Annotated in this window: 16 protein-coding genes; 9 read left to right on the top strand and 7 right to left on the bottom strand. The window is 72.9% G+C overall.

The annotated features are described in order from the left end of the window. The first annotated feature begins 43 nt into the window (after nucleotides 1-43). From gcvH to ACIRST_RS08685, 6 genes are all read left to right on the top strand, one after another. Nucleotides 44-424: a glycine cleavage system protein GcvH gene (gene gcvH, locus ACIRST_RS08710; protein ID WP_402800887.1), complete on the top strand. Its 381-nt coding sequence runs from the start codon at nucleotides 44-46 to the stop codon at nucleotides 422-424. 84 nt (nucleotides 425-508) lie between these two features. Next, the gene (gene glyA / locus ACIRST_RS08705) at nucleotides 509-1,789 is read left to right on the top strand and encodes a serine hydroxymethyltransferase (RefSeq protein ID WP_350520211.1); all 1,281 of its coding nucleotides are present in this window, start codon (nucleotides 509-511) and stop codon (nucleotides 1,787-1,789) included. 217 nt (nucleotides 1,790-2,006) lie between these two features. Then, nucleotides 2,007-3,374: an L-serine ammonia-lyase gene (locus tag ACIRST_RS08700; RefSeq protein ID WP_350520212.1), complete on the top strand. Its 1,368-nt coding sequence runs from the start codon at nucleotides 2,007-2,009 to the stop codon at nucleotides 3,372-3,374. Between the two features lie 145 nt (nucleotides 3,375-3,519). After that, on the top strand, nucleotides 3,520-5,316 hold the full coding sequence (locus tag ACIRST_RS08695) for a hypothetical protein (protein WP_402800883.1): 1,797 nt from the start codon (nucleotides 3,520-3,522) through the stop codon (nucleotides 5,314-5,316). Between the two features lie 42 nt (nucleotides 5,317-5,358). Then, nucleotides 5,359-5,898: a hypothetical protein gene (locus ACIRST_RS08690; protein ID WP_402800881.1), complete on the top strand. Its 540-nt coding sequence runs from the start codon at nucleotides 5,359-5,361 to the stop codon at nucleotides 5,896-5,898. Nucleotides 5,899-6,142: 244 nt separating this feature from the next. After that, complete coding sequence (locus tag ACIRST_RS08685) at nucleotides 6,143-6,835, top strand: hypothetical protein (RefSeq protein ID WP_402800879.1); 693 nt, start codon at nucleotides 6,143-6,145, stop codon at nucleotides 6,833-6,835. A gap of 65 nt (nucleotides 6,836-6,900) precedes the next feature. Here the strand turns inward: ACIRST_RS08685 and ACIRST_RS08680 are convergent, their stop codons facing one another. From ACIRST_RS08680 to ACIRST_RS08660, 5 genes are all read right to left on the bottom strand, one after another. Next, nucleotides 6,901-7,866, bottom strand: a complete 966-nt coding sequence (locus tag ACIRST_RS08680) for a DMT family transporter (RefSeq protein WP_402800876.1) — start codon at nucleotides 7,864-7,866, stop codon at nucleotides 6,901-6,903. 526 nt (nucleotides 7,867-8,392) lie between these two features. Further along, nucleotides 8,393-8,938: an ATP-binding protein gene (locus ACIRST_RS08675; RefSeq protein WP_350520217.1), complete on the bottom strand. Its 546-nt coding sequence runs from the start codon at nucleotides 8,936-8,938 to the stop codon at nucleotides 8,393-8,395. 139 nt (nucleotides 8,939-9,077) lie between these two features. Continuing rightward, nucleotides 9,078-10,310: an Ig-like domain-containing protein gene (locus ACIRST_RS08670; RefSeq protein WP_350520218.1), complete on the bottom strand. Its 1,233-nt coding sequence runs from the start codon at nucleotides 10,308-10,310 to the stop codon at nucleotides 9,078-9,080. Nucleotides 10,311-10,545: 235 nt separating this feature from the next. Beyond that, nucleotides 10,546-11,802, bottom strand: coding sequence for an Ig-like domain-containing protein (locus ACIRST_RS08665; protein WP_350520219.1), 1,257 nt, complete (start codon nucleotides 11,800-11,802; stop codon nucleotides 10,546-10,548). Between the two features lie 200 nt (nucleotides 11,803-12,002). Next, the gene (locus tag ACIRST_RS08660; RefSeq protein WP_350520220.1) at nucleotides 12,003-13,253 is read right to left on the bottom strand and encodes an Ig-like domain-containing protein; all 1,251 of its coding nucleotides are present in this window, start codon (nucleotides 13,251-13,253) and stop codon (nucleotides 12,003-12,005) included. Nucleotides 13,254-13,456: 203 nt separating this feature from the next. Here ACIRST_RS08660 and glgX point away from each other — a divergent pair, with 203 nt between their 5' ends. After that, a complete protein-coding gene (gene glgX / locus ACIRST_RS08655) occupies nucleotides 13,457-15,679 on the top strand; it encodes a glycogen debranching protein GlgX (RefSeq protein ID WP_402800872.1) in 2,223 nt (740 codons plus the stop codon). A gap of 24 nt (nucleotides 15,680-15,703) precedes the next feature. On the opposite strand, the gene ACIRST_RS08650 is transcribed toward glgX, so the two are convergent. Then, on the bottom strand, nucleotides 15,704-17,137 hold the full coding sequence (locus tag ACIRST_RS08650) for a family 2B encapsulin nanocompartment shell protein (protein WP_402800870.1): 1,434 nt from the start codon (nucleotides 17,135-17,137) through the stop codon (nucleotides 15,704-15,706). 232 nt (nucleotides 17,138-17,369) lie between these two features. Between ACIRST_RS08650 and ACIRST_RS08645 the strand changes: the two genes are divergently transcribed. Next, entirely contained in the window at nucleotides 17,370-19,232 is a 1,863-nt protein-coding gene (locus tag ACIRST_RS08645) for an ABC transporter ATP-binding protein (RefSeq protein ID WP_402800867.1), read from the top strand. Beyond that, nucleotides 19,229-21,085: an ABC transporter ATP-binding protein gene (locus ACIRST_RS08640; protein WP_402800865.1), complete on the top strand. Its 1,857-nt coding sequence runs from the start codon at nucleotides 19,229-19,231 to the stop codon at nucleotides 21,083-21,085. Before ACIRST_RS08645 ends, ACIRST_RS08640 begins: the two co-directional genes overlap by 4 nt. Nucleotides 21,086-21,220: 135 nt before the next feature. Here the strand turns inward: ACIRST_RS08640 and glgP are convergent, their stop codons facing one another. After that, nucleotides 21,221-23,929, bottom strand: coding sequence for an alpha-glucan family phosphorylase (glgP, locus tag ACIRST_RS08635; protein ID WP_350520225.1), 2,709 nt, complete (start codon nucleotides 23,927-23,929; stop codon nucleotides 21,221-21,223). Nucleotides 23,930-24,652: the final 723 nt, after the last annotated feature.

Raw genomic sequence — 24,652 nt, 5'->3', positions numbered from 1 at the left:
GCCCGCTTCGTCGTACCCGCTTCCCATCCTGGAGAATGACGTCATGAGCAACCCCCAGCACCTGCAGTACACCAAGGAGCACGAGTGGCTGACGGCCGCTGAGGACGGTGTTTCCACGGTCGGCATCACCAAGCACGCCGCCGACGCCCTCGGTGACATCGTCTACGTGCAGCTGCCGGCCGTCGGCGACACCATCACCGCCGGCGAGACCTGTGGCGAGCTGGAGTCCACCAAGTCGGTCAGCGACCTGTTCTCCCCGGTGACCGGTGAGGTCACCGAGATCAACGAGGACGTCGTCGCCGACCCGGCCACCGTGAACGCCGACCCGTTCGGCAGCGCCTGGCTGTTCAAGGTGCGCGTCGAGTCCACCGACGAGCTGCTCAGCGCCGACGAGTACGAGGCCCTCACCAACCCCCAGGGCTGATCCACTGGTGCCGGGGCGGGCCGCCGTGCCGCGGCCCACCCCGCGCCGTCTCCCCCCTGTCGCTCCTCCCGGGAAGACCACACCATGACGGTTCTCAACCAGTCCCTGCACGCCCTCGACCCGGAGATCGCCGCCGCGGTCGACGCCGAGCTGCACCGCCAGCAGACCACGCTGGAAATGATCGCCTCCGAGAACTTCGCCCCGGTGGCGGTCATGGAGGCCCAGGGCTCGGTGCTCACCAACAAGTACGCCGAGGGCTACCCCGGCCGTCGCTACTACGGCGGCTGCGAGCACGTCGACGTGGTCGAGCAGATCGCGATCGACCGCATCAAGGCCCTGTTCGGCGCCGAGCACGCCAACGTGCAGCCGCACTCCGGTGCGCAGGCCAACGCCGCCGCGATGTTCGCGCTGATCCAGCCGGGCGACACCATCCTGGGCCTGAACCTGGCGCACGGCGGTCACCTGACCCACGGCATGAAGATCAACTTCTCCGGCAAGCTCTACAACGTGGTCGCGTACCACGTGGACGAGAAGACCGGCCAGGTCGACATGGCCGAGGTCGAGCGCCTCGCCAAGGAGCACCAGCCCAAGCTGATCATCGCCGGCTGGTCCGCCTACCCGCGCCAGCTGGACTTCGCCGAGTTCCGCCGGGTCGCCGACGAGGTCGGCGCGCTGCTCATGGTGGACATGGCGCACTTCGCCGGCCTGGTGGCCGCGGGCCTGCACCCGAACCCGGTGCCCTACGCCGACGTGGTCACCACCACCACCCACAAGACCCTGGGCGGCCCGCGCGGCGGCGTCATCCTGTCCAAGGCCGAGTACGCCAAGAAGATCAACTCCGCGGTCTTCCCCGGCCAGCAGGGCGGCCCGCTGGAGCACGTGATCGCCGGCAAGGCGGTCGCCTTCAAGGTCGCGGCCTCGGAGGAGTTCAAGGAGCGCCAGCAGCGCACCCTGGACGGCGCGCGCATCCTGGCCGAGCGCCTGCTGCAGGCCGACGTCGCCGAAGCCGGCGCGTCCGTCCTGTCCGGCGGCACCGACGTCCACCTGGTCCTGGTCGACCTGCGCAACAGCCAGCTCGACGGCCAGCAGGCCGAGGACCGCCTGCACGAGGTCGGCATCACGGTCAACCGCAACGCGATCCCGAACGACCCCCGCCCGCCGATGGTCACCTCCGGCCTGCGCATCGGCACCCCGGCCCTGGCCACCCGCGGCTTCCAGGCCGAGGACTTCCGCGAGGTCGCCGACATCATCGCCGAGGCGCTCAAGCCCGCCTTCGACGAGACCGTCGCCGCCGCGCTGAAGGCCCGCGTCACCGCGCTGGCCGACAAGTACCCGCTGTACCCGAACCTGGCCAACCAGGACTAGTCCGTACCGGCCGGGAGTGGACGACCGGCCGGTGGACAGGGCCCGAGTGACCGGCCTCACCCCGCCGGTGGACCAGGGACCCCGGGGCACCGCGCACACTGGACAGTGCGCGCGGTGCCCCGTCCCGTGTCGGCTCGCGCCCGCCCACCCGAAGCAAGCAAGCCCCCCCACGCCCCGCCCGCAAGTCCTTCCACGAGACCAGACAAGGACGTCCTCCGTGGCCATCAGTGTCTTCGACCTCTTCTCCATCGGCATCGGCCCGTCGAGCTCCCACACCGTGGGTCCGATGCGCGCCGCCCGGATGTTCGCCCGCCGACTGCGGTCCGAAGGCCTGTTGGCCCAGGTGACGGGTGTGCGCGCCGAGCTGTACGGCTCGCTCGGTGCCACCGGCCACGGCCACGGCACCCCGAAGGCCGTCCTGCTCGGCCTGGAGAACAACTCGCCCCGCACCGTCGACGTCGACCAGGCCGACAAGGACGTCGAGCGGATCACCGCCGAGAAGCGGATCAACCTGCTCGGCGAGCACGTCATCGACTTCGACCCCGACAGCCAGCTCGTGCTGCACCGCCGCCGCTCGCTGCCCTACCACGCCAACGGCATGACCCTCTGGGCCTTCGCGGCGGACGGCTCGACGCTGCTGGAGAAGACCTACTACTCGGTCGGCGGCGGCTTCGTCGTCGACGAGGACGCCATCGGCGCGGACCGGGTCAAGCCCGACGACACCGCGCTGCGCTACCCCTTCCGCACCGGCGAGGAGCTGCTGCGGCTCACCCGCGAGACCGGCCTGTCCATCTCCGGCCTGATGCTGGAGAACGAGAAGGCCTGGCGCAGCGAGGAGGAGATCCGCACCGGCCTGCTGGAGATCTGGGCCGTGATGCAGGAGTGCGTCCGGGCCGGCATGAGCCGCGAGGGCATCCTGCCGGGCGGCCTCAAGGTCCGCCGCCGCGCCGCCTCGGGGGCCCGGGCGCTGCGCGCCGAGGGGATCGGGCCGGCCAACGCGATGGAGTGGGTGACCCTCTACGCGATGGCGGTCAACGAGGAGAACGCCTCGGGCCGCCGGGTGGTCACCGCGCCGACCAACGGCGCGGCGGGCATCATCCCGGCCGTCCTGCACTACTACCTGAACTTCATTCCGGGCGCCGACGACGACGGCATCGTCCGCTTCCTGCTCGCGGCCGGCGCGATCGGCATGCTGTTCAAGGAGAACGCCTCCATCTCCGGCGCCGAGGTCGGCTGCCAGGGCGAGGTCGGCTCCGCCTGCTCGATGGCCGCGGGCGGCCTCGCCGAGGTCCTCGGCGGCACCCCCGAGCAGGTCGAGAACGCCGCCGAGATCGGCATCGAGCACAACCTCGGCCTCACCTGCGACCCGGTCGGCGGCCTCGTCCAGATCCCCTGCATCGAGCGCAACGGCATGGCGTCGGTCAAGGCCGTCACCGCCGCCCGGATGGCGCTGCGCGGCGACGGCCGGCACCACGTCTCGCTGGACAAGGCGATCAAGACGATGAAGGAGACCGGGGCCGACATGAAGATCAAGTACAAGGAGACCTCGCGCGGCGGCCTCGCCGTGAACGTCATCGAGTGCTGATCCACGGCTGACCGGGCCCAAGCCCCCGGGCGGATTCCCCTCCGCCCGGGGGCCTTCGTCCTTCCGGTGCGCATTTTCACTGGCCGACCGACCGTCAGGAGGTCCATAATCACGGCCAGTTGGTTCACGCCGAAGGGGGAGGCGGATGACCTTCCAGCCCGGGCCGGTGCGGCCCGACGAGCCACCCGGACCACCCACGCCGCCCGACGAGCCGCCACCGTCGCCCCACGCGAAGTCCGAGGCCACCCGGCTGCTCTGCGCCGGGGTCTACCTCGACCCGGACTACCGGCGACGCGTCATCACCGAACTGGTCGAGCACGACGAGCGTTCCGTCCCGCCGTCCCTGGGCTTCGACCTGGTCACCGTCCTGGCGCACGCCCTGCGGGCCCGGGCGCTGGAGATCCGCACCGGCGCCGTGCTCGCCGCGCTCTGGTCGGGCTTCTTCCTCACCGACTACTGGGCGCTGATCCGGCACCCGCCGTCCGCCGACTACTGGAAGGCGTACGGCGAGGGGCTGACCAGCGGGTACCACGACTACGACCCGTACGGCCGGGAGTCGGTGTCCGACACCGCATGGGGTGCGATCTCCCACTACCTGCCGCCCTTCACGGCGACCTTCGCCGTCCTGTACGCCGTGGTATGTCTGCTGTCCTGGTACGCCAAGCCCCCGGAGGTCCGGCAGCACGCGCTGTACGCCCCCGTCGCTCCGGCCGACTCCCGGGCCTCCGAGCCCCGACGTACCGCCGCCGGACTGCTCACCGCCCTCGCCGTGACCGCCCAGATCCTGTACTGGGCGCTGGCGTTGACCTCCCTGCAGGACGGGGGCTGGGAGGGCACGCTGTTCCCGCTGGCGCTCGCGGTGACGGTGGGCTGGCACCGCCTCCAGGTCGCCCAGGCCCTCCGGAAGGAGCTGACCCGGGAGAACTTCCCGCGGCACCCGCGCCGGGTGCCCTTCCGGCCGCGCTACCTGGAGGTGCAGCGGGCCATCGCCCGGGAACAGTACTCGCAGCTCGTCGTCTACGACCCGGCCGACCCCTTCCTCGGCGCCGGATTCCCCTTCAAGGCCTGGCAGTTCACCCTGGAACTGAAGCGCCGCAAGACCGGCCCGGTGGCCCCGGAGGGCAGCCTCACCGCCCGCGCCGTCCTCGACCTGGTCGTCCCGCGGCTGGCCGCCCTGCGACAGGCCACCGCCGACATCAGCCTGGACCGGCTGCAGGACCTGGAGATCGAGCACATCGTCTACCTCCCGTACGGCCCGGCGCGCGACGAGGTCCCGCGCGGACCCGAGGAGATCGCCCGGCACATCGCCGAGGCGGTGGACGAGGGCGGCGAGCGGCGCCGGCACTTCCTGCGGATCCGGGTCGGCGCGTGGGACGAACAGGTGGTGCTGACCGTCCAGTTGAGGGTGCACACCCAGGGGAACCTGCTGATGGTGGAGGTCGTCCCGCACGTGCTCGGGCCGGTCCGCCGCGACTACGAGCTGCTCGCGGACGCGGTGGCCCAGCAGGGCACCCGACCCGGACGTCGCGGCCCCGCGATGTCCGCCTTCACCGCCGGCCCGGCCGCGCTCCGCTCGCTGCTGCGCCCGGGCGGCGGCCGGGCCGCCGGCGGGACGGCCGACGACGAGGACCTGCTGACCGTCGCCGCCCGGCCGATCGTCTCCCTGCGCGAGGCCGCCACCACCTCGACCATCTCGATCTTCCAGGAGCTGGACGTCAGACGGTACTTGCGGACGATCGAGCAGCGGATCATCGAGGGCGTCCGCGTCGCACTGGAACAGTCGGGGTACGAGACCGACCGCTTCGACAAGACCGTGATCCAGGTGATGCAGGGCGGGATCCACATCGGCGAGATGAGCGGCGGAGCCGTCGCCACCAACGGGGGCACGGCGCAGTCGGGCGGCACGGCGGCGGCACCGCCGTCCGGCGGGAAACCTTCGTAGCCACGCGGATCCGCGTGCATGGGTGGGGAGTTGAGCATTCGAATGAGCGAGGAGCGGAACGTGCGGGACGACGAGGAAACCACGCCCCCGCCGAGCGGCGGGGTCTCGATCGGCGCGATGACCGGCGGAGCCGTCGCCTCGGGCCCCGGAGCCCGGGCGGAGGACCGCTCGCAGCGGGCCGGGGCCCCCGACCCGCTGCCGGACGTGAGCGGCCTGACGGTGCCCGGGTCGGCGCCCGGCGGAGTGTCGATCGGCGCGATGACCGGCGGGGCCGTCGCCGCCGGGAAGGACTCGACGGCCGTCGACGCCTCAGTGCGCCTCACCGCCTCGGGCCGTGAACTCCTCACAGCGATGGGCGAGTTGCAGCGCCAGCTGCCGATGTTCGCCCGGGTCGAGGGCAACGGCGTGGCCGAGGTGGAACAGGAGCTGGCGGCCGTCGGCACGGCCCTCGAACAGACCGGCACCGCCCCGCGCACCCGGCTGGAACGACTCCGTGACCTCCTGCGGAGCTCGACCACGGTAGTGTCCGGACTCGCCTCGGCGCTGGCAGTCGTCCAGGCGATCGAGCAGTTCCTGCACTGAGCGGGGACCGGGGACAACGGGGGGAACGGCCGTGACGGGCACGTACTGGGACAAGAACAGCCAGCAGTGGGTGAGCCGGCCACCGGCGGGCGGCGCGGCCCCGCCGCCTCCGCCCCCTCCGCAGCAGCCTCCGTCCTACCCGCCCTTCCCGCCGCCACCGCCGGGCGAGCCGCCACTGATCACGACACCGCGCGCCCCTCGTCCACAACGCCCGCAGCGCCCGCCGATCACCGGGACACGGCGGGTGGTGCTGGTCGCCCTCGCCGGGGCGCTCCTCGGCGTGCTCGCGGGCGGCGGCGGCTACCTGCTGACGCGGCACGACGGCGGGGGGAAACCGAGCGGCGCGGCGACCCTGCCGGGCGCACCGACGGCCACGGCCCCCGGCTCCGCGTCCGGCACGCCGTCCACCCCGGCCCCCACCGCCACGGCGTCGCCCTCCCCCACGCCCACCACGCCGACGCCGACGCCCACCCCCACCGGGCTGCACCTCAACCGGGTCCAGGACCCGAACGGCTTCACCCTGCTCGTCCCGGACGGGTGGCAGCGGGTCGAGAAGAACAACTCCACCTTCTACCAGACCGCGGACGAACACAGCCTGATCCAGGTCTTCGCGATGGGTGACAGGTCCCCCTACGAGGAGGCCTCCGGGACCGATGCCACCCTGGCGGGCGACCCGAAGACGTACCCGGGCTACCGCCGCATCCGCCTGGAACGGACGGCGGACGGCGCGGCCGAGCTGGAGTACGCCTACGACAACGTCAGGACCGGCACCGCCCGGCGAGCGGTCGACCGCGTCGTCGTCGGCCCGAACGGCACCGCCTACGCCATCATCGTGGCCGGCCCCGAGGGCGACTGGCCCACCCTGATCCAGGGCCTCCGGGACGCGGAGCTCGCCGGCTTCTGCTTCGCCGCCCAGTGCCCGGCGGGCACCGGCTGACGCGCGACGCCCCGCCCCACCCGCGTGGGAAGTCGGCCGGGCCGACTTCCCACGCAGCGCGGCGGCTACCGGCGGGCCGGGAGCGCGAGGAACGCCAGCCCGCCGGCCAGCACCGCCAGCCCGCACCAGGAGACGGCCGGCAGCCGCTCCCCCAGTGCCGCCACGCCCAGGACGGCGGCGACGGCGGGCTCGGCCAGGGTCAGGGTCGTGGCGGTCTGCGCGCCGGCGTGCCGCAGGCCGTGGCCGAACAGCCGGTACGCGAGGAAGGTGGTGATCACGGCGAGGTGCAGCACGACGCCCGCGCCCCGCACCGTGAGCAGCCAGCCCATCGGCCCGAGCACCACCACCGGCAGCACCAGCAGCGCCGCCCCGCCGAACATCGCCCCCATCACCCCGGCCGACGGCCGGCCGGCCGCGATCAGCCGGCCGCCGATCAGGGAGTACACGGCGTACGAGAGCCCGGAGAGCGTCGCCAGCAGCACCCCGAGGACGTCCACCGCGGCGCCGTGCCCGGCGAGTTCGGGCCCGAGCACCAGCACCGCGCAGCCGAGCACGGCCAGTGCGGTGGCCGCGGCCCAGCGTCCGCTCGGGCGCCCCTGGCGGGCGAGCCATCCGAGCAGCCCGGTGAACACGGGCGCGCTGCCCAGCGCGATCACGGTGGCCACCGCCACCCCGGTCCGGGTCACCGCCGGGTAGAAGGTGAGCGGGTACCCCGTCACCGCGACCGCGCCGGCCGCGAGCAGCCACCGCTCGCGCGGCCCGCAGGCCCGGGGCAACTCCCGTGCGGAGCGGTCGGACAGGAACAGCAGCAGTCCGCCGAGCACCAGGGCGGCGGCCCCGACACCGGCCGCCGGGGCACCCGCCGGCACCAGTGAACTGGCGGTTCCGGTGGTGCCCCACAGCAGCGCGGCCGCGAGGATCGGCACCGGCCCGCCGAGCACGGCGGTACGGCGGGCGGCAGGGGCGGAGTGGGCCTGGCGGGTCAGGCGGGTGGAGCGGGTGAGGCGGGTCGAGCGCGCACGCTCGGACAAACGATTCGGCACAGTCGTGAACTTCCGTCGTCGAAGACCGTCAGGAGGACTGGTTTCGAGAACGGGCGCACGTCACCGCCCCGCGGCGGCCCCAGCGGGCCGAACCAGGGGTCCGGGAGTCAAGCCACCGACGCGCGCCCGGTCAGGCGCTGAGGGGTGGCAGCACGACGCGCCAGTAGAGGTCCACGGGCCGATGGTACCCAGGGGGCGCCGGCCGGCGTCACGGATTTCCGCGATCATGAATATTCACAGGCAACAGCGTGAACCTATGCAAAATCCAAAGGTGAACTAGGTTACAAACCTTGGATTCCCAGTCACCCAGTTTGCCCACATGCTGAGATCCGTGCGATAGTCAAGGCATACTTCGGCGGGCCCGACCTGGCGCTGCCGACGCCCATCGCGCGGCACGCACCCCCTTGGCCGGCGCGATGACTTGCAGGGGCCCCCACCCGCCGGACCACGGCGACTCCGGGGGCCCTGCGTGTTTTCCGGGCGGCACGACCCGCACGACTCGGCACCGCTCGCGTCAGTGCCGCTCGCGCACCTTGAGCTCGAACCAGACCCCCTTGCCCCGCGGCAGCAGGTCCGCACCCCAGCGGTCGGCGAGGTCGTCGACGATCTTCAGCCCCCGCCCGCGCTCGTTCACCGGCCGGGGCTCGGCCAGGATCATGCAGGGCAGCGCCCGGGAGGAGTCGCGGACCTCGACCCGCAGCCAGCCCGGCTTGCGGCTGACGTGCAGGCCGATGGTGCGCCCGGCGGCGTGCCGCACCGCGTTGGCCACCAGCTCGCTGGTGAGTAACTCGCCCGCCTCCAGGTGCTGGTGGAGGTCCCAGGACTCCAGGACGGACAGCACCAGCCTCCGGGCCACCGGGCCCGACTCGGGCCGGGACGGCAGTCGCACCTCGCTCGGCGAGGACTGATCGCACAGCCTGCCGGAATACATCTCCTCCAGCTCCTCGGAGCTGAGCCGCTCCAGCGCCGAGAGCGCTCCCTGGACGTCGATCCAGGACGCCTCGGCGACCGTGCCGGCCCCGGGAACTGATGACTGATCTGTTTCGCCCCAACCCGCCATGCGGACCATCATTGCGGAACGCAAGCAGCCGCGTACGGACAATGAGCAAACGATCTCCCCCGAGTCGGCATATGCCGGATGCAAATAGGGGGCCACCCGGGCCGACGTCCGTCAAGCCCGGGTTGACCCCCGCGCCCTCCTACCAGGAGCCCCACGGCAGGTTCCAGCCGCTCAGCCCGTTCGACGGGTCGAGCTTCTCCTTCTTGATCGAGTTCTTGACGACCACCACGTCGCCGACGAGCGAGCCCGCGTAGAACTTGCCCATCGAGCTGGAGTCGCTGCCGCCCTCGGCGTCCTTGAGCCCGACACAGCCGTGGCTGACGTTGTCCCCGCCGAAGATGCTGTTCTTGGCCCACCAGTTGCCGTGCACGTAGGTGCCGCTGGTGGTCAGCCGCATCGAGTGCGGCACCTGGAGGTCGTAGGGGGCTCCGGTCATGCCGGGCAGGGTGCTGGACTGCATCCGCACCGTGCCCTCCTTGGACATGACGACCATGGTGCCGTTCCAGGTCGGGTGGTCGTCCGAGCCCGAGGTGATGTCGATGTCGGAGCTCTGGCCGGCGCTGACGACCGTCATCTTGTGCGCGGCGGCGTCAACCGTCGAAACCTGGGATCGCCCGATCGTGAAGGGCTCGTCCCGGTCTCCGCCGTACACCCCCGGGGCGATCTCGACGCTCTTGAGGCGGTAGTGCACGACCACCTTGGTGCCGGGGGCCCAGTACAGCTCCGGACGGAAGTCCAGCCGGCGGTCGCCGAACCAGTGGCCCTTGACCACGGTGCCGTTGCTGGTCTCGAAGGTGATGCCCTTCGCGACCTCGTCCTTGTTCTTGACGTCCTTGCTGAAGTCCACCGAGACGATCATGCCGACGCCGTAGGTGGCGTCGTTGTCCACGTTGTCCGAGGCCTTGGCGAGGGCGGTCGGGGTCAGCGTGGTGAAGTCGCTGTCCGCCGTGGCGACCGCGCCCTCGGCGTCCGCGGCCATCGCGCTGACCTGGTAGGCGGTGCCCACCGCCAGCGCGGCGGACGGGGTCCAGGAGGCACCGTCCGCGGAGATGGTGCCGGGGACCTCCTTGCCGGTCTTGTCGCTCACCTTGACGGTGGTGAGCTTGCCGCCCGTCGCACCGACCTTGAGCGCGTTCGGCGCCACGTCCACCGAACCGGCCTTGGGCTCGATGCTCACCGCGGCCTTCGAGACCTTCGGCGCCGCGCTGGTGGGCGCCGCCGCCGCGGGCTGGGAGGCGGCCGCGCCGGCCCCCAGGTCGGCCTTGGCCGCGCTGCCGCCCCCACCGCCCCCGCTGCCCCCGCCGCAGGCGGCCGTCAGCGTCATCGCTCCGCCGACCAGGCCGACGGCCACCACTCTGCGTATCGACCTCACGTCGATTCCCTCCCTCTGGACTTCCCGGACTCCCCGTGGGCCGGCGACGGACCGTGCGACGGCCCTGCGCCGGCCCGACCGGGTATACGCACCCGGTCACCGGAAAGGTTGCGCCATGCGCGGGGCTCGCCGCCCCGGAAACCCGAGCGGCCCGACCCCAACGGGTGAGGATCGGACCGCTCGGAGAGAACTCACCGGAGTGCCCGGACTGGCCGGGCCGACCTCCGGGTAGGGCCTACCAGTTGGCCCAGTCCACGTTCCAGCCGCCGAGCCCGTTGTCCGGGGCGACGGTCTTCTCCTTGCTGTTCACGATCTTGATGGGGTCGCCGACGATCGAGTCGTTGAAGAACTTGCCGGCCACCGAGGTGTCGCTGCCGCCCTTCACGTCCTGCATCGAGATGCAGCCGTGGCTGGCGTTGGACTTGCCGAAGGGGTTCGCCCAGTAGTTGCCGTGCACGAAGGTGCCGGAGGTGGTCAGCCGCATCGCGTGCGGCACGTCCTGGATGTCGTACTCGCCGCCGAGACCGACGGTCTGCGAGTTCATCCGGGTGACCTTCTCCTTGTCCATCACCACCATGGTCCCGCCCCAGGACGGCGTGGCGTCGGCGCCCAGGGTGACCGGCACGGTGGTGCTCTGACCGCCACGCTCGATGGTCATCTGGTGCGTCTTGGCGTCCGCGGTGGCGACCTGGGAGCGGCCGATGGTGAACGGCTCGTCCTTGTCCACGTCGCCGTAGACGCCCGGGGCGACCTCGACGTTCTTCAGCCGGTACTTGATGGTCACCTTGGTGTCCGGCGCCCAGTACTGCTCGGGCCGGAAGTCCACCCGCTTGTCGCCGAACCAGTGGCCCTTGACCGCGGTGCCGTTGCTGGTCTCGAAGGTGATGCCCTGGACGACGGCGTCCTTGTTCTTGACCGCCTTGTTGAACTCCACCGAGACGATCATGCCGACGCCGTAGGTGGCGCCGTCGCTGATGTTGTCGTTGGTGGAGATCTTCTTGTCCGGCGTCAGCGTGGTGAACGAGGTGGTGGACGCGGCCACCAGCCCCTCGGCGTCCTTGGCCTGGGCGTTCACCTTGTACGCCATGCCGACGGTGAGCGCCGCCGCGGGCTTCCAGCCGGTGCCGTCCGCGGTGATCGCGCCCGTGACCGGCTTGCCGTCCTTGTCGGTCACGTCGACCGTGGTGAGCTTGCCGTTGGAGACCGACACCTGCAGCCCGTTCGGCTGGACGTCCTGGGCGCCGTCCTTCGGCTCGACGGCGATCACCGCTGCCGAGGCCTTCGTCGTGCCCGAACCGCCCGCGCCCCCGGCGTCCGCCGAGGACGACGCGGCCGCGTTGCCCCCTCCCGAGCCGCCGGAGCCGCTGCCCTTGTCGTCGTTGCAGGCCGCGGTGAACAGCAGTACCCCACCCATGACCAACGCCATCGCACTCATCCGCCCGTAGCGGTTGCTGGTGCGTATCGCGGCGCCGGCCGTCTTACCCGTCTTCACGGTTTCTCCCCTCCCGGTATCCACTCTCTTGACGCGTTGAGTGCCCCCATGAGTTGCACCGGGCGCCGATCTTTCGCGCCGGGCTGCGGACGCGTCGGAGCAGGATAACCGGGCCGTTCGAACGGATCTCCGGGGGTCCCGGGTGGAGCGGGGGTGAACCGGCCGTGAATCGGCGGGCGGGCGGGCGGGAGCGGGGCCGGCTAGCGCAGCGCGCTCCCGGCCACCCACTGGTCCCAGGGCACGTTCCAGCCGTTCAGCCCGTTCTGCGGCGGCACGACGTCCCCGGTCGAGGCCTTCACCTCCAGCACGTCCCCCGGGACGGTGTGCTCGAACAGCCAGCCCGCCGGGGAGTCCTTGCTGGTGCCGCCCTTCTCGTCGGCCAGGCCGATGCAGCCGTGGCTGGTGTTGGCGGTGCCGAACACACCCGGGGCCGCCCAGTAGTTGCCGTGGATGAAGGTGCCGGAGGTGGTCAGCCGCATCGCGTGCGGGACGTCCTTGATGTCGTACTCGTCGCCCATGCCGACGGTCTGCGAGTTCATCCGGGTCACCTTGTACTTCTCCGACACCACCAGCACCCCCCGGTAGGTCGAGTGGTCGGGGCTGCCGCCGGAGACCTTGAGCACCTTGACCACCTTGCCGCCCTGGCCGGCCCGGACGGTCAGGGTGTGCGCGTCCAGGTCCACGGTGGAGACCTGCGCCCGGCCGACGGTGAAGTGCAGGTCCCGGCTCTGGGTGCCGAACTCGCCCGGCGCGCCCTGCACGTCCTTCAGCCGCAGCACCACCGTGACCCGGGTGCCGGCCGCCCAGTACCGCTGCGGGCGGACGTCCAGCCGCTGGTTGCCGAACCAGTGCGCGGCCACCGGCACCGGCGGGTCGGCGGTGACCTGGACGGCCCGCTCCACCGCCGCCCGGTCGGCGATCGGCCGGCTGAAGCGCAGCGAGACCGGCATGCCGACGCCGACCGTCGAGCCGTCCTCCGGGGTGAAGAACGCGACGAAGGTGTGCGCCCGGGCGACGGTCGAGAACGCCGAGTGCTGGGCGGCCTTCTGCCCCTGGTCGTCCTCGGCGACGGCGTCCAGGGTGAACGCGGTGCCCAGCGGCAGCGGGCCGTCGGGCGCCCAGCCGGCGCCGTCCCGGGTGATCGTGCCGGGCACCTCGGTGCCCTTGGCGTCCGCCAGCCGCACCGACACCAGCCGGCCCTGCGCGGCACTCACCCGGACCGCGCCCTCCGGCTGCACGTCCTGCGCGCCGTCGGCCGGCAGCGCGGTCACCACCGCCCTGGACGGTGGCGGCGGAGCGGTGTACGGCACCGGCCCCACGTCGTCGGCGGCCGCCCCGACCGCCGCGTCCCCGCCCGGCGCGCCACCGCCACCGCCGCACCCCGTGAGAACGGCCAGGCAGCAGGCCACCGCCGCCGCACCCCGCGCCCACACCCGTCCTCGGCGCCGCATCCCGGGGCCTCCCACTGTTCGCGTCCGACGCCCGGAACAACGACGCCCGCGGACGGGGGGACACGCCGGACGACTCCCGGAATCCCCGCTCCCCCGGGGGGCCATCCGCCGGTAAGCCCCCGTTCAGCGGCTTCCGATCTGCGCAATCCGGGAAAGAGGAAGTGAACGGGGTCCGGGACACCCCGCCCAGGGAGGGTACGGCCATGGCGTCAGGGCAGGAGCTGGAAGCCGGGGCACGGCCGGACGGCGGCCCGCACACCGCCGAGCCACCGCGGCCCGGCAGCTGGCAGCCGCTCGGCGCCCGCGTCCGCACCGACCGGCTCGGCCGCCGGGGCACCAACTTCGCGCTCTGGGCGGCCGGCGCCGAGGCCGTCGACCTCTGCCTCTTCGACGAGGAGGGCCGGGAGAGCCGGCACCGCCTCACCGAGCAGGACTTCCAGGTCTGGCACGGCTTCCTGCCCGGCGTGCGCCCCGGCACCCGCTACGGCTTCCGGGTGCACGGCCGGTGGGACCCGTGGACCGGCGCCCGCTGGAACCCGGCCAAGCTGCTGCTGGACCCGTACGCCCGCGCCGTCGACGGCTGTTACACCTCGCACGACGCCGCCTGCGCCGCCGTACGCAACTGGCCGGAGGCGGACGTCGCCGACACCGTCCGGGACAACCGTGACTCCGCCCCCTACGTGCCCAGAGCCGTGGTCGTCCACGACGACGACGACTGGTACGACGACCACCGCCCGAAGACCCCGTGGGCCGAGACGGTGCTCTACGAACTGCACGTGCGCGGCTTCACCATGCGCCACCCCGACGTCCCTCCGCACCTGCGCGGCACCTACGCCGGCCTCGCCCACCCCGCCTCGATCGCCCACCTCACCCGCCTCGGCGTGACCGCCGTCGAGCTGCTGCCGGTCCACCAGTACGCCAGCGAGGACCACCTGCAGGCGCGCGGCCTGGTCAACTACTGGGGCTACAACACGATCGGCTACTTCGCCCCGCACGCCGGCTACTCCGCCTCCGGCTCGCGCGGCGGCCAGGTCGGCGAGTTCAAGCAGATGGTCCGCGCCCTGCACGCCGCCGGGATCGAGGTGATCCTGGACGTGGTGTTCAACCACACCGCCGAGGGCGGCGAGCTCGGCCCGATGCTCTCGCTGCGCGGCATCGACAACGCCGCCTACTACCGCCTCCCGCCCAACCGCCCGCGCGGCTACGCCGACTACACCGGCTGCGGCAACACCCTGGACACCCGCCGCCCGCAGGCGATCCGGCTGGTCACGGACTCGCTGCGCTACTGGGTCGCCGAGATGGGCGTGGACGGCTTCCGCTTCGACCTCGCCGCCGCCCTGGCCCGCGGCGGCCCGGGCGGCGGCGACGGCGTGGACATGGACCACCCCTTCCTCGCCGCCGTCGCCCAGGACCCGCTGCTCAGCCGGGTGAAGCTGATCGCCGAGCCCTGGGACGTCGGCCCGGGCGGCTACCAGGTGGGCGGCTTCCCCCCGCTGTGGGCCGAGTGGAACGACAAGTACCGCGACACCGTGCGGGACTTCTGGCGCGGCGCCCGCCCGGACGTCCGGGAGCTCGGCTACCGGCTCACCGGCTCCTCCGACCTCTACCAGCGCGGCGGGCGCCGCCCGTACGCCTCCGTCAACTACGTGACCGCGCACGACGGTTTCACCCTGCGCGACCTGGTCTCCTACGACCGCAAGCACAACGAGGCGAACGGCGAGGCCAACCGGGACGGCACCGACGACAACCGCTCGTGGAACCACGGCGCCGAGGGCGAGACCGCCGACGGGGACGTCAACGCGCTGCGGCTGCGCCAACTGCGCAACCTGACCGCCACCCTGCTGCTCTCCGCGGGTGTCCCGATGCTCACCGCCGGGGACGAGCTGGGCCGCACCCAGGGCGGCAACAACAACGCCTACTGCCAGGACAACGAGGTCAGTTGGCTGGACTGGTCGCTGCTGGCGGAGCCCGGCTGGCGGGAGCTGTCCGAGCTGACCGCCCGGCTGATCCGGCTGCGCCGCTCCCACCCGGTGCTGCGGCAGCGGGCGTTCTTCTCGGGCCGGGCCGCCACCCCCGGCGGCCAGCCCGACCTGGCCTGGTTCACCCCGCTGGGCAAGGAGATGACCGAGGCCGACTGGTTCGCGCCGACCGCCTGCCTGGGCATGCTGCTGTCCGGCACCGCGATGTCCGAACGGGACGACGCCGGGCGGCCGTTGCGCGACGACAGCTTCCTGCTGCTGCTCAACGCCGGCCACCGGACCACGGTGTTCACCCTGCCGGGAGAGCCCTGGGCGGCGCCGGAGGCCGCGTACGAGACGGTGGTCGACACGGCCGCGGCGGGGACGGGCGAGCCGCACCCGCGGGGCACCGTCGTCCTGGGCGGGCGCTCGCTGCAGCTGCTGCGCGCGCCCGCCCCGGAGGCCTAGCAGGATCGGAGCACGGCGGCCGGCTCAGCCGCGGGCGTGCCCGAGCTCGACGTTCTCCAGCACGCCGATCGCGTCCGGCACCAGCACCGCCGCCGAGTAGTAGGTGCTGACCAGGTACGAGGCGACGGCCTTCTCGTCGATGCCCATGAACCGGACGTTCAGCCCCGGCTCGACCTCGTCCGGGATGCCGATCTGGGTGAGCCCGACCACGCCCTGGTTGTCCTCGCCGACCCGCATCGCGATGAACGCGCTGGTCTGCTGGTCGGAGACCGGGATCTTGGTGCACGGGAAGATCGGCACCCCGCGCCAGGTCGGCCGCTGCTTGCCGAGCACGTCGACGGTGGCCGGGTAGACGCCGGCCTTGTTGCACTCCCGCTCGAAGGCGGCGATCGCCCGCGGGTGGGCGAACAGGTAGTCGGTGTCCCGGCGCATGCTCAGCAGCTCGTCCAGGTCGTCCGGGGTGGGCGCCCCGGAGCGGGTCTGGATCCGCTGGTCGAAGTCGGCGTTGTTGAGCAGGCCGAACTCCGGGTTGTTGATGATCTCGTGCTCCTGCCGCTCCCGCAGCGCCTCGACGGTCAGCCGCAGCTGCTCCTCGGTCTGGTTCATCGGCTTGTTGTAGAGGTCCGCGACCCGGGTGTGCACCTTCAGGACCGTCTGGGCGACGCTCAGCTCGTACTCGCGCGGCCTCAGCTCGTAGTCGACGAAGGCACCGGGCAGCTCGTACTCGCCCTCGTGGCCGGCCGACAGGTCGATCTCCGCCTCGCCGTGCGCGTTCTGGGCCTGCGCGGCGTCGGCGGCGAAGCCCAGCAGCTGCTCGCGCAGCGAGTCCGAGCGGTCGACCAGCTCCTGGAAGACCGACCAGGACAGCGCCATCGCGGTGCCGGAGGTCGCCGCCTTCACGGTGTACGGCCAGGTGCCGCTCGGCTCGGTGAGCGCCTCGTCACCGAGGTGGTCGCCGTCGGCGAGCGAGCCGAGCACCGCCTGCTCGCCGTACTTGCCGGTGCCGATCCGGTCCACCTTGCCGTGCGCGACCAGGAACACCTCCTCGATCGGCGCGCCCTCCTGCACCAGCACGTCGCCGACCGCGAAGTCCCGTTGCACGAACCGGCGGGCCAGCTCCTCCAGCACGGCGTCGTCCTCGTAGCCGCGCAGCGCCGGGACCTCGCGCAGCGAGGGGGCGATCACGCTCACCGCGGAGCCGGCCACGGAGAAGCCCACCCGGCCGCGGCCGGCGGCGAAGCTGAGTCGGCGGTTGACCCGGTAGGTGCCGGCACTGACCTGCACCCAGGGCAGCATCTTCAGCAGCCAGCGGGAGGTGATCTCCTGCATCTGCGGCTTCGACTTGGTCGTCGTCGCCAGGTTGCGCGCCGCGGTCGTGCTGAGGCTGAGCTGGGCCCGCACCCGCACTGTCGCGGATCCCGGGCCGGGGGTCGGGGTGGACTCGGTCTCGACCGTCATGTCCGCACTCCTGTCACTCGGGCATCGATGAGCATCCGTCAGAAGATCCATCGGCCGATCGGCCGGGGCTCGTAAGAGGCGCACGGCGCATTCCTCCCTGCACGAACCGCCGCGCGCGCCCCACCGGCCGCCCGCACACGTCCCGTCCGGGTGGCCGGTTCTCGCCGCACACCGCCGACAGGGGCGAAAAACCGGATGAGAAGTGACGGGCTCTCTGCCTACCCTCACCGCGATGGCCGAGAACCGACAAGACACCGACAACCCGCCCGCCGACGGGGCCGCCGAACCCGCCGCGGCGGCCACCACCACCGCAGCCGCACCGCCGGCCGCGCCCCGCCACTCCACGGTCCGCTCGCTGCTGCGCCTGTGGCCGTACGCGCGCGCCGTCCGCGACCGGCTGGTCGTCTCGGTGACGGCCGCCACGCTCGGCATGCTGAGCACCCTCGCCGTCCCGGTGCTCCTCGGCCGGATCGTGGACGGCCCGCTCGCCACGCACGACCTCGCCGCCCTCTGGCCGCTGATCGGCCTGGTGCTGCTGGTCGGGCTCTTCGAGGCCGGACTGTTCTTCACCCGCCGGGTGGTGCTGGCCCGCCCGCTGGCCGGGCTGGAGACGGCGATGCGCGGCGACCTCTTCGCCAAGCTCCAGCGGCTGCCGGTCTCCTTCCACGACCGCTGGGGCTCCGGCCAGCTCCTGTCCCGGGCCACCGCCGACATGTACACCATGCGGCTGTTCCTGGCCTTCCCGCTGGTGTTCCTGATCGTCAACTCGGTCATGTTCCTGGCGGGCACGGTGGTGATGTTCACCCAGGACTGGCGGCTCGCCCTGATCGCCCTGGTGCCCGTCGTCCCGCTGTTCGTCCTCACCCGGCGCTTCGAGTCCGGCTACTCCGGCGCCTCCCGCCTCGCCCAGGACCAGAACGGCGACCTCGCCACCGTGGTCGAGGAGTCCGTCCTCGGCATCCGGATCCTCAAGGCCTTCGGCCGCCACCGCTCGATGGCCGAGCGCTTCCGGGCCCAGGCCCGGGAGCTGCGCCGCACCGAGCTGCACAAGGCCCACCTGCTGGCCAACCTCTGGGCGGTGATCGTCGGCCTGCCGGAGATCGTCCTCGGCTGCGCCCTCGCCGTCGGCGCGTACCTGGTCGCCCACGACGAGCTGAGCGCCGGCGCCCTGGTCGCCTTCCTCTCCACCGCGCTCGCGCTGCGCTGGCCGGTGGAGTCGCTCGGCTGGCTGCTCGCGTACGCCAACGAGGCCGCCACCGCGACCGACCGCTTCTTCGAGGTGCTGGATGAGCCGGACACCCCCGACCCGGGCACCGCCACCGGCCTCACCGCCCGGGACGGCATCCGCTTCACCGGCGTCCGCTTCCGCTACCCCGACGCCCCGGCCGGCAGCCCCGACCTGCTGACCGGCATCGACCTGCACGTCCGCAGCGGCGAGACGATGGCCCTGGTCGGCGCCACCGGCAGCGGCAAGACCACGCTGACCGCCCTGCTCCCCCGGCTGTACGACGCCACCGCCGGCACCATCACGCTGGACGGCCGGGACATCCGCGACCTGCCCCGGGAGCGGCTGCGCGAACTCGTCGCGGTCGCCTTCGAGGAGCCCACCCTGTTCTCCGCCACCGTCCGGGAGAACGTCCTGATGGGCGCCCCGGGCGCGACCGGGGAGCAGCTGCGCTCCGCCCTCGCCACCGCCCAGGCCGGCTTCGTGGAGAAGCTCCCGGAGGGTGCCGACACCGAGGTCGGCGAGCAGGGCCTGAGCCTGTCCGGCGGCCAGCGCCAGCGCCTCGCCCTGGCCCGCGCGGTGGTCGGCGACCCGGCCTTCCTGGTGCTGGACGATCCGCTCTCCGCCCTGGACGTGCACACCGAGGCCCTGGTCGAGCGCGCGCTGCGCGAGGTCCTCGGCACCACCACCGCCCTGGTGGTGGCCCACCGTCCCAGCACGGTGCTGCTCGCCGACCGGGTCGCGGTCCTGGCGGACGGCCGGATCGAGGCCGTCGGCACCCATCAGGAGCTGCTCCGCGACTGCGCGCTCTACCGCGAACTGATGTCGGGCGAGGCCGCCCTCGTGCCCGAAGGAAGTGCAGCCCCGTGACCACGACCGCCGAACCCACGAAGGCCGGTCCCGCCGCGTCCGCCGCGTCCGCCGAGGAGGAACTTCCCCCGCCCCCGGCCGACGAGGAGGACATCCCCGTCCCGCCCGGCGCGCCCCGGGCGCTGCTGCGCTCGCTGCTCGGCCCGCACCGGGCCCGGATCGCCGTCGCGATGGTGGTGATCCTGGTCCAGCAGGCCGCCCTGCAGTCCGGCCCGCTGCTGGTCGCGGTGGCGATGGACCGCGCCATCCCGGCGCTGCGCGCGCACGACTCCGGCCCGCTGGTCGCGGTCATCGCCGCGTACCTGTTCTGCGCGCTGCTCAGCCCGGTGCTGCAGTGGGTGTTCATCAAGATCAGCGCCCGGATCAACCAGGACATCCTGCTGGAGCTGCGCGGCCGGATCTTCCGGCACGCCCAGCGGCTGAGCCTGGACTTCCACGAGCGCTACACCTCGGGCCGGATCATCTCCCGGGCCACCAGTGACATCGACGCGCTGCGCGAGCTGCTCTCGGAGGGCCTGCAGGAGCTGCTGACGGTCTTCCTGTCGGTCTGCTACATCTCGGTGCTGCTGCTGGTGCTGGACTGGCGGCTCGGGCTGGTCTCGCTGGTGTCCGCGGTGCCGCTGGCGCTCATCGCCCGGTCCTTCCGCAGCCGCTCACGCCGGGTGTACCGCCGCTCCCGCACCTCGGCGGCCTCGCTGATCGTCCGCTTCACCGAGACCATGAACGGCATCCGCCCGGTGCAGGCCTTCCGCCGCGAGAAGGCCAACGACGCGGCCTTCGCGGTGGTCAACCGGCAGTCCGCCACCGCGACCGCGGACGGCCTGCTGGAGATCGCCCGCTACGTCGGCCTCTCCCGGGCCACCGCCAACCTGTGGCTCACCGGCGTGCTGCTGTTCGGCGCGTACCTGGCCGTCGACGACTCGCTGGCGCTGGGAACGCTCACCGCCTTCGTGCTCTACCTGCGCCGGCTCTACGACCCGATCGACCAGCTGGCGATGTTCCTGAACAGCTACCAGTCGGCCGCCGCCGCGCTGGAGAAGATCGCCGGCCTGCTCGCCCACGAGCCGACCGTCGCCGAACCGGCCGAGCCGAAGGAGCTGCCGCAGGCGGCCCGGAAGGGCCGGGAGGTGTCCTTCGAGGCGACCCGCTTCTCCTACCCCACCGGCAAGGAGGTGCTGCCGCCCTTCGACCTGCTGATCCCGGCCGGGCAGACGGTCGCGGTGGTCGGCGCGACCGGCGCGGGCAAGTCGACGGTCGCCAAGCTGCTGGCCCGCTTCTACGACCCGACCGAGGGCCGGATCCGGCTGGACGGCGTGGACCTGCGCGAGCTGGCCACCGCCGAGCTGCGGCGCGGGGTGGTGATGGTGACCCAGGAGTCCTTCCTGTTCTCCGGCACGGTCGCCGAGAACATCGCGATCGGCCGCCCCGGCGCCACCCGCGCGGAGGTCGAGCGGGCCGCCCGCGACATCGGCGCGTACGAGTTCATCGCCGCGCTGCCGGACGGCTTCGACACCGACGTGCGCAAGCGCGGCGGCCGGATCTCGGCCGGCCAGCGCCAGCTGGTGGCCTTCGCCCGCGCCCTGCTGGCCGACCCGGCGGTGCTGATCCTGGACGAGGCGACCAGTTCGCTGGACGTCCCGGGCGAGCAGGCCGTACAACGGGCGATGCGCACGGTGCTGGCCGGCCGGACGGCGGTGATCATCGCGCACCGGCTCTCCACCGTGGAGATCGCCGACCGCGTCCTGGTGATGGACCAGGGCCGGATCGTGGAGGACGGCTCGCCGCAGGAGCTGGTCGACGGCTCCGGCCGCTTCGCCACCCTCCACCGGGCCTGGCGGGACAGCCTGGTCTAGCCGCGGGGTGTCCGACACCCCCGGCCCCTCGATGTGCCCGTCCGGGTGCGCCGTCACGCACCCGGCCGGGCCGTCCCTCGGACGACTGCCGTCCGTCCGTCGCGGACGCACGGACGGCAGTCGTCCGGCGCGACGTCAGCGCAGCAGCCCCGCGTCCATCCCGGCCGACTCGACGGGCAGGGCGACCAGGCCCGGCTCGGCCGGGGAGGCCAGCAGCGGGTGCGCGGGCAGTACCCGGACGGTGTAGCCGAACGGGCCGGTCCGGCACAGCTCCAGCGTGCCCTCGTAGCGGGTGCGGCCGTCCAGGTCGGGCCCGCCGACCGGCTTCAGGGCGAGCAGGCAGGCGTCCGAGATGCCGTCCGACTCGTCCACCCGGCCGGAGACCACCTGGACCTCGACGTCGCCCGGCTGCAGGGTGCCGAGCGCGACCTGCACCCGCAGCGCCAGCGAGCTGCCCAGCTCCTGGGCCTCGGTCGGGCACTCCGCCTCGACGTGCTCGACCCGGACGGCCGGCCAGGCCTCCCGGACCTTCGCCTTCCAGCCCGCCAGCTCCCGGGCGCCCGTGAACCGCCCGGTGGACCGCCCGCCCGCCTCCGCGCGCCCGGCTTCCGGCGCCGCCAGCTCCCGCTGGGCCAGCGCCGCCGGGGCGTACAGCCGTTCGACGTACTCGCGGACCATCCGCCCGGCGAGCACCTTGGGCCCGAGGGTGACCAGGGTGTGCCGGACCATGGCGATCCAGTGGTGCGGCAGGCCGTCCGCGTCGCGGTCGTAGAACCGGGCGGCGACCTGGTGCTCGATCAGGTCGTAGAGCGCGGCCGCCTCGATGTCGTCGCGCCGCTCGGCCTCGCCGCTGTCCGGGTCGAGCACCCCGCCGCTCTCGTCGGCGGTGGGGATCGCCCAGCCGTTGCGGCCGTCGTACCACTCGTCCCACCAGCCGTCCAGGACGGACAGGTTGAGGCAGCCGTTGAGCGCGGCCTTCATCCCCGAGGTGCCGCAGGCCTCCAGCGGGCGCAGCGGGTTGTTGAGCCAGACGTCGCAGCCGGGGTAGAGGTGCCGGGCCATCGCCATGTCGTAGTCCGGCAGGAAGACGATCCGGTGCCGGACCGCCGGGTCGTCGGCGAAGGCGACCATCTGCTGGATCAGCCGCTTGCCGCCGTCGTCGGCCGGGTGGGCCTTGCCGGCCACCACGATCTGCACCGGCCGGGTGGGGTGCAGCAGCAGGCCGCGCAGCCGCTCCGGGTCGCGCAGCATCAGGGTGAGCCGCTTGTAGGAGGGCACCCGGCGGGCGAAGCCGATGGTGAGCACGTCGGGGTCGAGCACCGAGGAGACCCAGCCGAGCTCGGCCTCCCCGGCCCCGCGCTGGCGCCAGGAGGCGCGCAGCCGGCGGCGGGCCTCCTCCACCAGCTGGGCGCGCAGGGTGCGGCGGAGCTCCCAGATCTCGGTGGTGCCGATCGTCTCCAGGCCGGTCCAGCGGGTGGCCTCGCCGGTGGTCATCGCCTCCTCGGCGCGCTCGGCGCCGATCTCGGCGGCGCCGAGCCGCACGACCGCCGGGTCGATCCAGGTGGCGGCGTGCACGCCGTTGGTGACCGAGGTGATCGGCACCTCGGAGGGGTCGAAGCCGGGCCAGAGGCCGTTGAACATCGAGCGGCTGACCTCGCCGTGCAGGGTGGAGACCCCGTTGGCGCGCTGGGCCAGCCGCAGGCCCATGGCGGCCATGTTGAACAGCTTCGGGTCCCCGCCGGGCCAGGTCTCGGCGCCGAGCGCGAGCACCCGGTCGACCGGGACGCCGGGCAGCGCGGCGTCGCCGCCGAAGTGGCGGGCGACGAGGTCGCGGTCGAAGCGGTCGATGCCGGCCGGGACCGGCGTGTGGGTGGTGAAGAGGGTGCCGGCCCGGACGGACTCCAGGGCGGCGGCGAAGTCCGGACCGTCCGGCTCCTCGGCGACGAGTTCGCGGATCCGTTCGACGCCGAGGAAGCCGGCGTGGCCCTCGTTGGTGTGGAAGACCTCGGGGGCGGGGTGTCCGGTGAGCCGGCAGTAGACGCGCACGGCCCGGACGCCGCCGATGCCGAGCAGCATCTCCTGCAGCAGGCGGTGCTCGCTGCCGCCGCCGTAGAGCCGGTCGGTGACGTCGCGTTCGGCCGGCGAGTTGGCCTCGATGTCGGAGTCGAGCAGCAGCAGCGGGACCCGCCCGACCTGGGCCTTCCAGATCCGGGCGGCCAGGGTGCGGCCGCCCGGCAGGGCGAGGTCGACCCGGCTGGGGGTGCCGTCGGCCTCCCGGAGCGGGCTGACCGCCAGCTCGTCCGGGTCGAGCAGCGGGTAGCGCTCCTGCTGCCAGCCGTCCCGGCCGAGGGACTGCCGGAAGTAGCCGTGCCGGTAGAACAGCCCGACGCCGATGACCGGGACGCCGAGGTCGCTGGCGGCCTTGAGGTGGTCGCCGGCCAGGATGCCGAGCCCGCCGGAGTACTGGGGCAGCGCGGCGGCGATGCCGTACTCGGGCGAGAAGTAGGCGATCGCGGCGGGCAGCGGGGCGGCCTCGGCCTCCTGCTGCCGGGTCTGGTACCAGCGCGGACCGGTCAGGTAGTCGCGCAGGTCGTCGGCGAGGTCGCCGAGTCTGCGCAGGAACCGCCGGTCGGCGGCGAGCGCGGCGAGCCGGCCGGCCGGGACCTCCCCGAGCAGCCGCACCGGGTCCTCGCCGGTCGCGGCCCAGACCTCCGGGTCCACGGACCGGAACAGGTCCCTGGTCTCGGGGTGCCAGGACCAGCGCAGGTTGAGGGCCAGCTCGTGCAACGGCTGGAGTTGTTCGGGCAGGACGGTGCGGACGGTGAATCTGCGGATTGCCTTCACGGCGTGAAGCGTAGCCGTGGCGGCCGGTCCGACAGTGCGTCAAGTGGGCTATTGGGCATCCGTTCGGGCTATTGATGAGATCGCATTCGGCGCATTGGACTGCACGGGGGGCGCGCGAGGCGCACATTTCGAGGAGCCGCGCTACCAATACGTGAACTCTTCGGTACGGATTCATTTCCGATGGCGCATCCGCTCGGGAGAAGACCCGAAACTACTGTCGTACTGCTGCAAAAACCTTGTCGCCGGTGCGAGGATGACCGAAGGTCGTTGATGCTGTGGGGAGTGCGGCGACGGGTGGCGTCCCCCTTGAAGCAGCACGTCCGAATCCTTTTCGCGTTGGCCGTTCCCGTTCTTCTTAGCCCATTCGACGCTCACCGCGCACCGACGCGTGTCCTCGCGCCCGGCCCGCTCGTTCACGGGTGGACCGGACCGCCCAGGGGCGCGCCCCCGGAGGCGTGCGCCGGGACGCGCACGGGCTCGGGGGCGTCCTGCCACCGGCTCGGCGGGCGCCGGGCAGGTTGCCGGGGACGGCGGCGCGGGCAGGCTCCGGTCGCACGTCCTCCCCACCCAGCAGTCCTCCCGGTACTCCCCTGGCCCGATCCCCCGGCCCGCGGGAGCTGCCGCCGATCTCGGGCAGGAGCTTGGCATGCACGGCGACACGCGGGACCAGTCCACACCGGTGGCCGAAGCCCTCGACTCAGCGGTCGCGGAATCCGCCGGACG

The sequence above is a fragment of the Kitasatospora sp. NPDC101447 genome (genome assembly GCF_044767225.1).
Taxonomy (GTDB): domain Bacteria; phylum Actinomycetota; class Actinomycetes; order Streptomycetales; family Streptomycetaceae; genus Kitasatospora.
The sequence above is the reverse complement of the archived record's forward strand: the minus strand, read 5'-3'. Positions and strand labels throughout refer to the sequence as shown.

Coding starts and splice junctions, on each gene's coding strand:
- gcvH (WP_402800887.1), top strand. CDS start 44: ATGAGCAACCCCCAGCACCTGCAGTACACCAAGGAGCACGAGTGGCTG.
- glyA (WP_350520211.1), top strand. CDS start 509: ATGACGGTTCTCAACCAGTCCCTGCACGCCCTCGACCCGGAGATCGCC.
- ACIRST_RS08695 (WP_402800883.1), top strand. CDS start 3,520: ATGACCTTCCAGCCCGGGCCGGTGCGGCCCGACGAGCCACCCGGACCA.
- ACIRST_RS08690 (WP_402800881.1), top strand. CDS start 5,359: ATGAGCGAGGAGCGGAACGTGCGGGACGACGAGGAAACCACGCCCCCG.
- ACIRST_RS08675 (WP_350520217.1), bottom strand. CDS start 8,938: ATGGCGGGTTGGGGCGAAACAGATCAGTCATCAGTTCCCGGGGCCGGC.
- ACIRST_RS08660 (WP_350520220.1), bottom strand. CDS start 13,253: ATGCGGCGCCGAGGACGGGTGTGGGCGCGGGGTGCGGCGGCGGTGGCC.
- glgX (WP_402800872.1), top strand. CDS start 13,457: ATGGCGTCAGGGCAGGAGCTGGAAGCCGGGGCACGGCCGGACGGCGGC.
- ACIRST_RS08650 (WP_402800870.1), bottom strand. CDS start 17,137: ATGACGGTCGAGACCGAGTCCACCCCGACCCCCGGCCCGGGATCCGCG.
- ACIRST_RS08645 (WP_402800867.1), top strand. CDS start 17,370: ATGGCCGAGAACCGACAAGACACCGACAACCCGCCCGCCGACGGGGCC.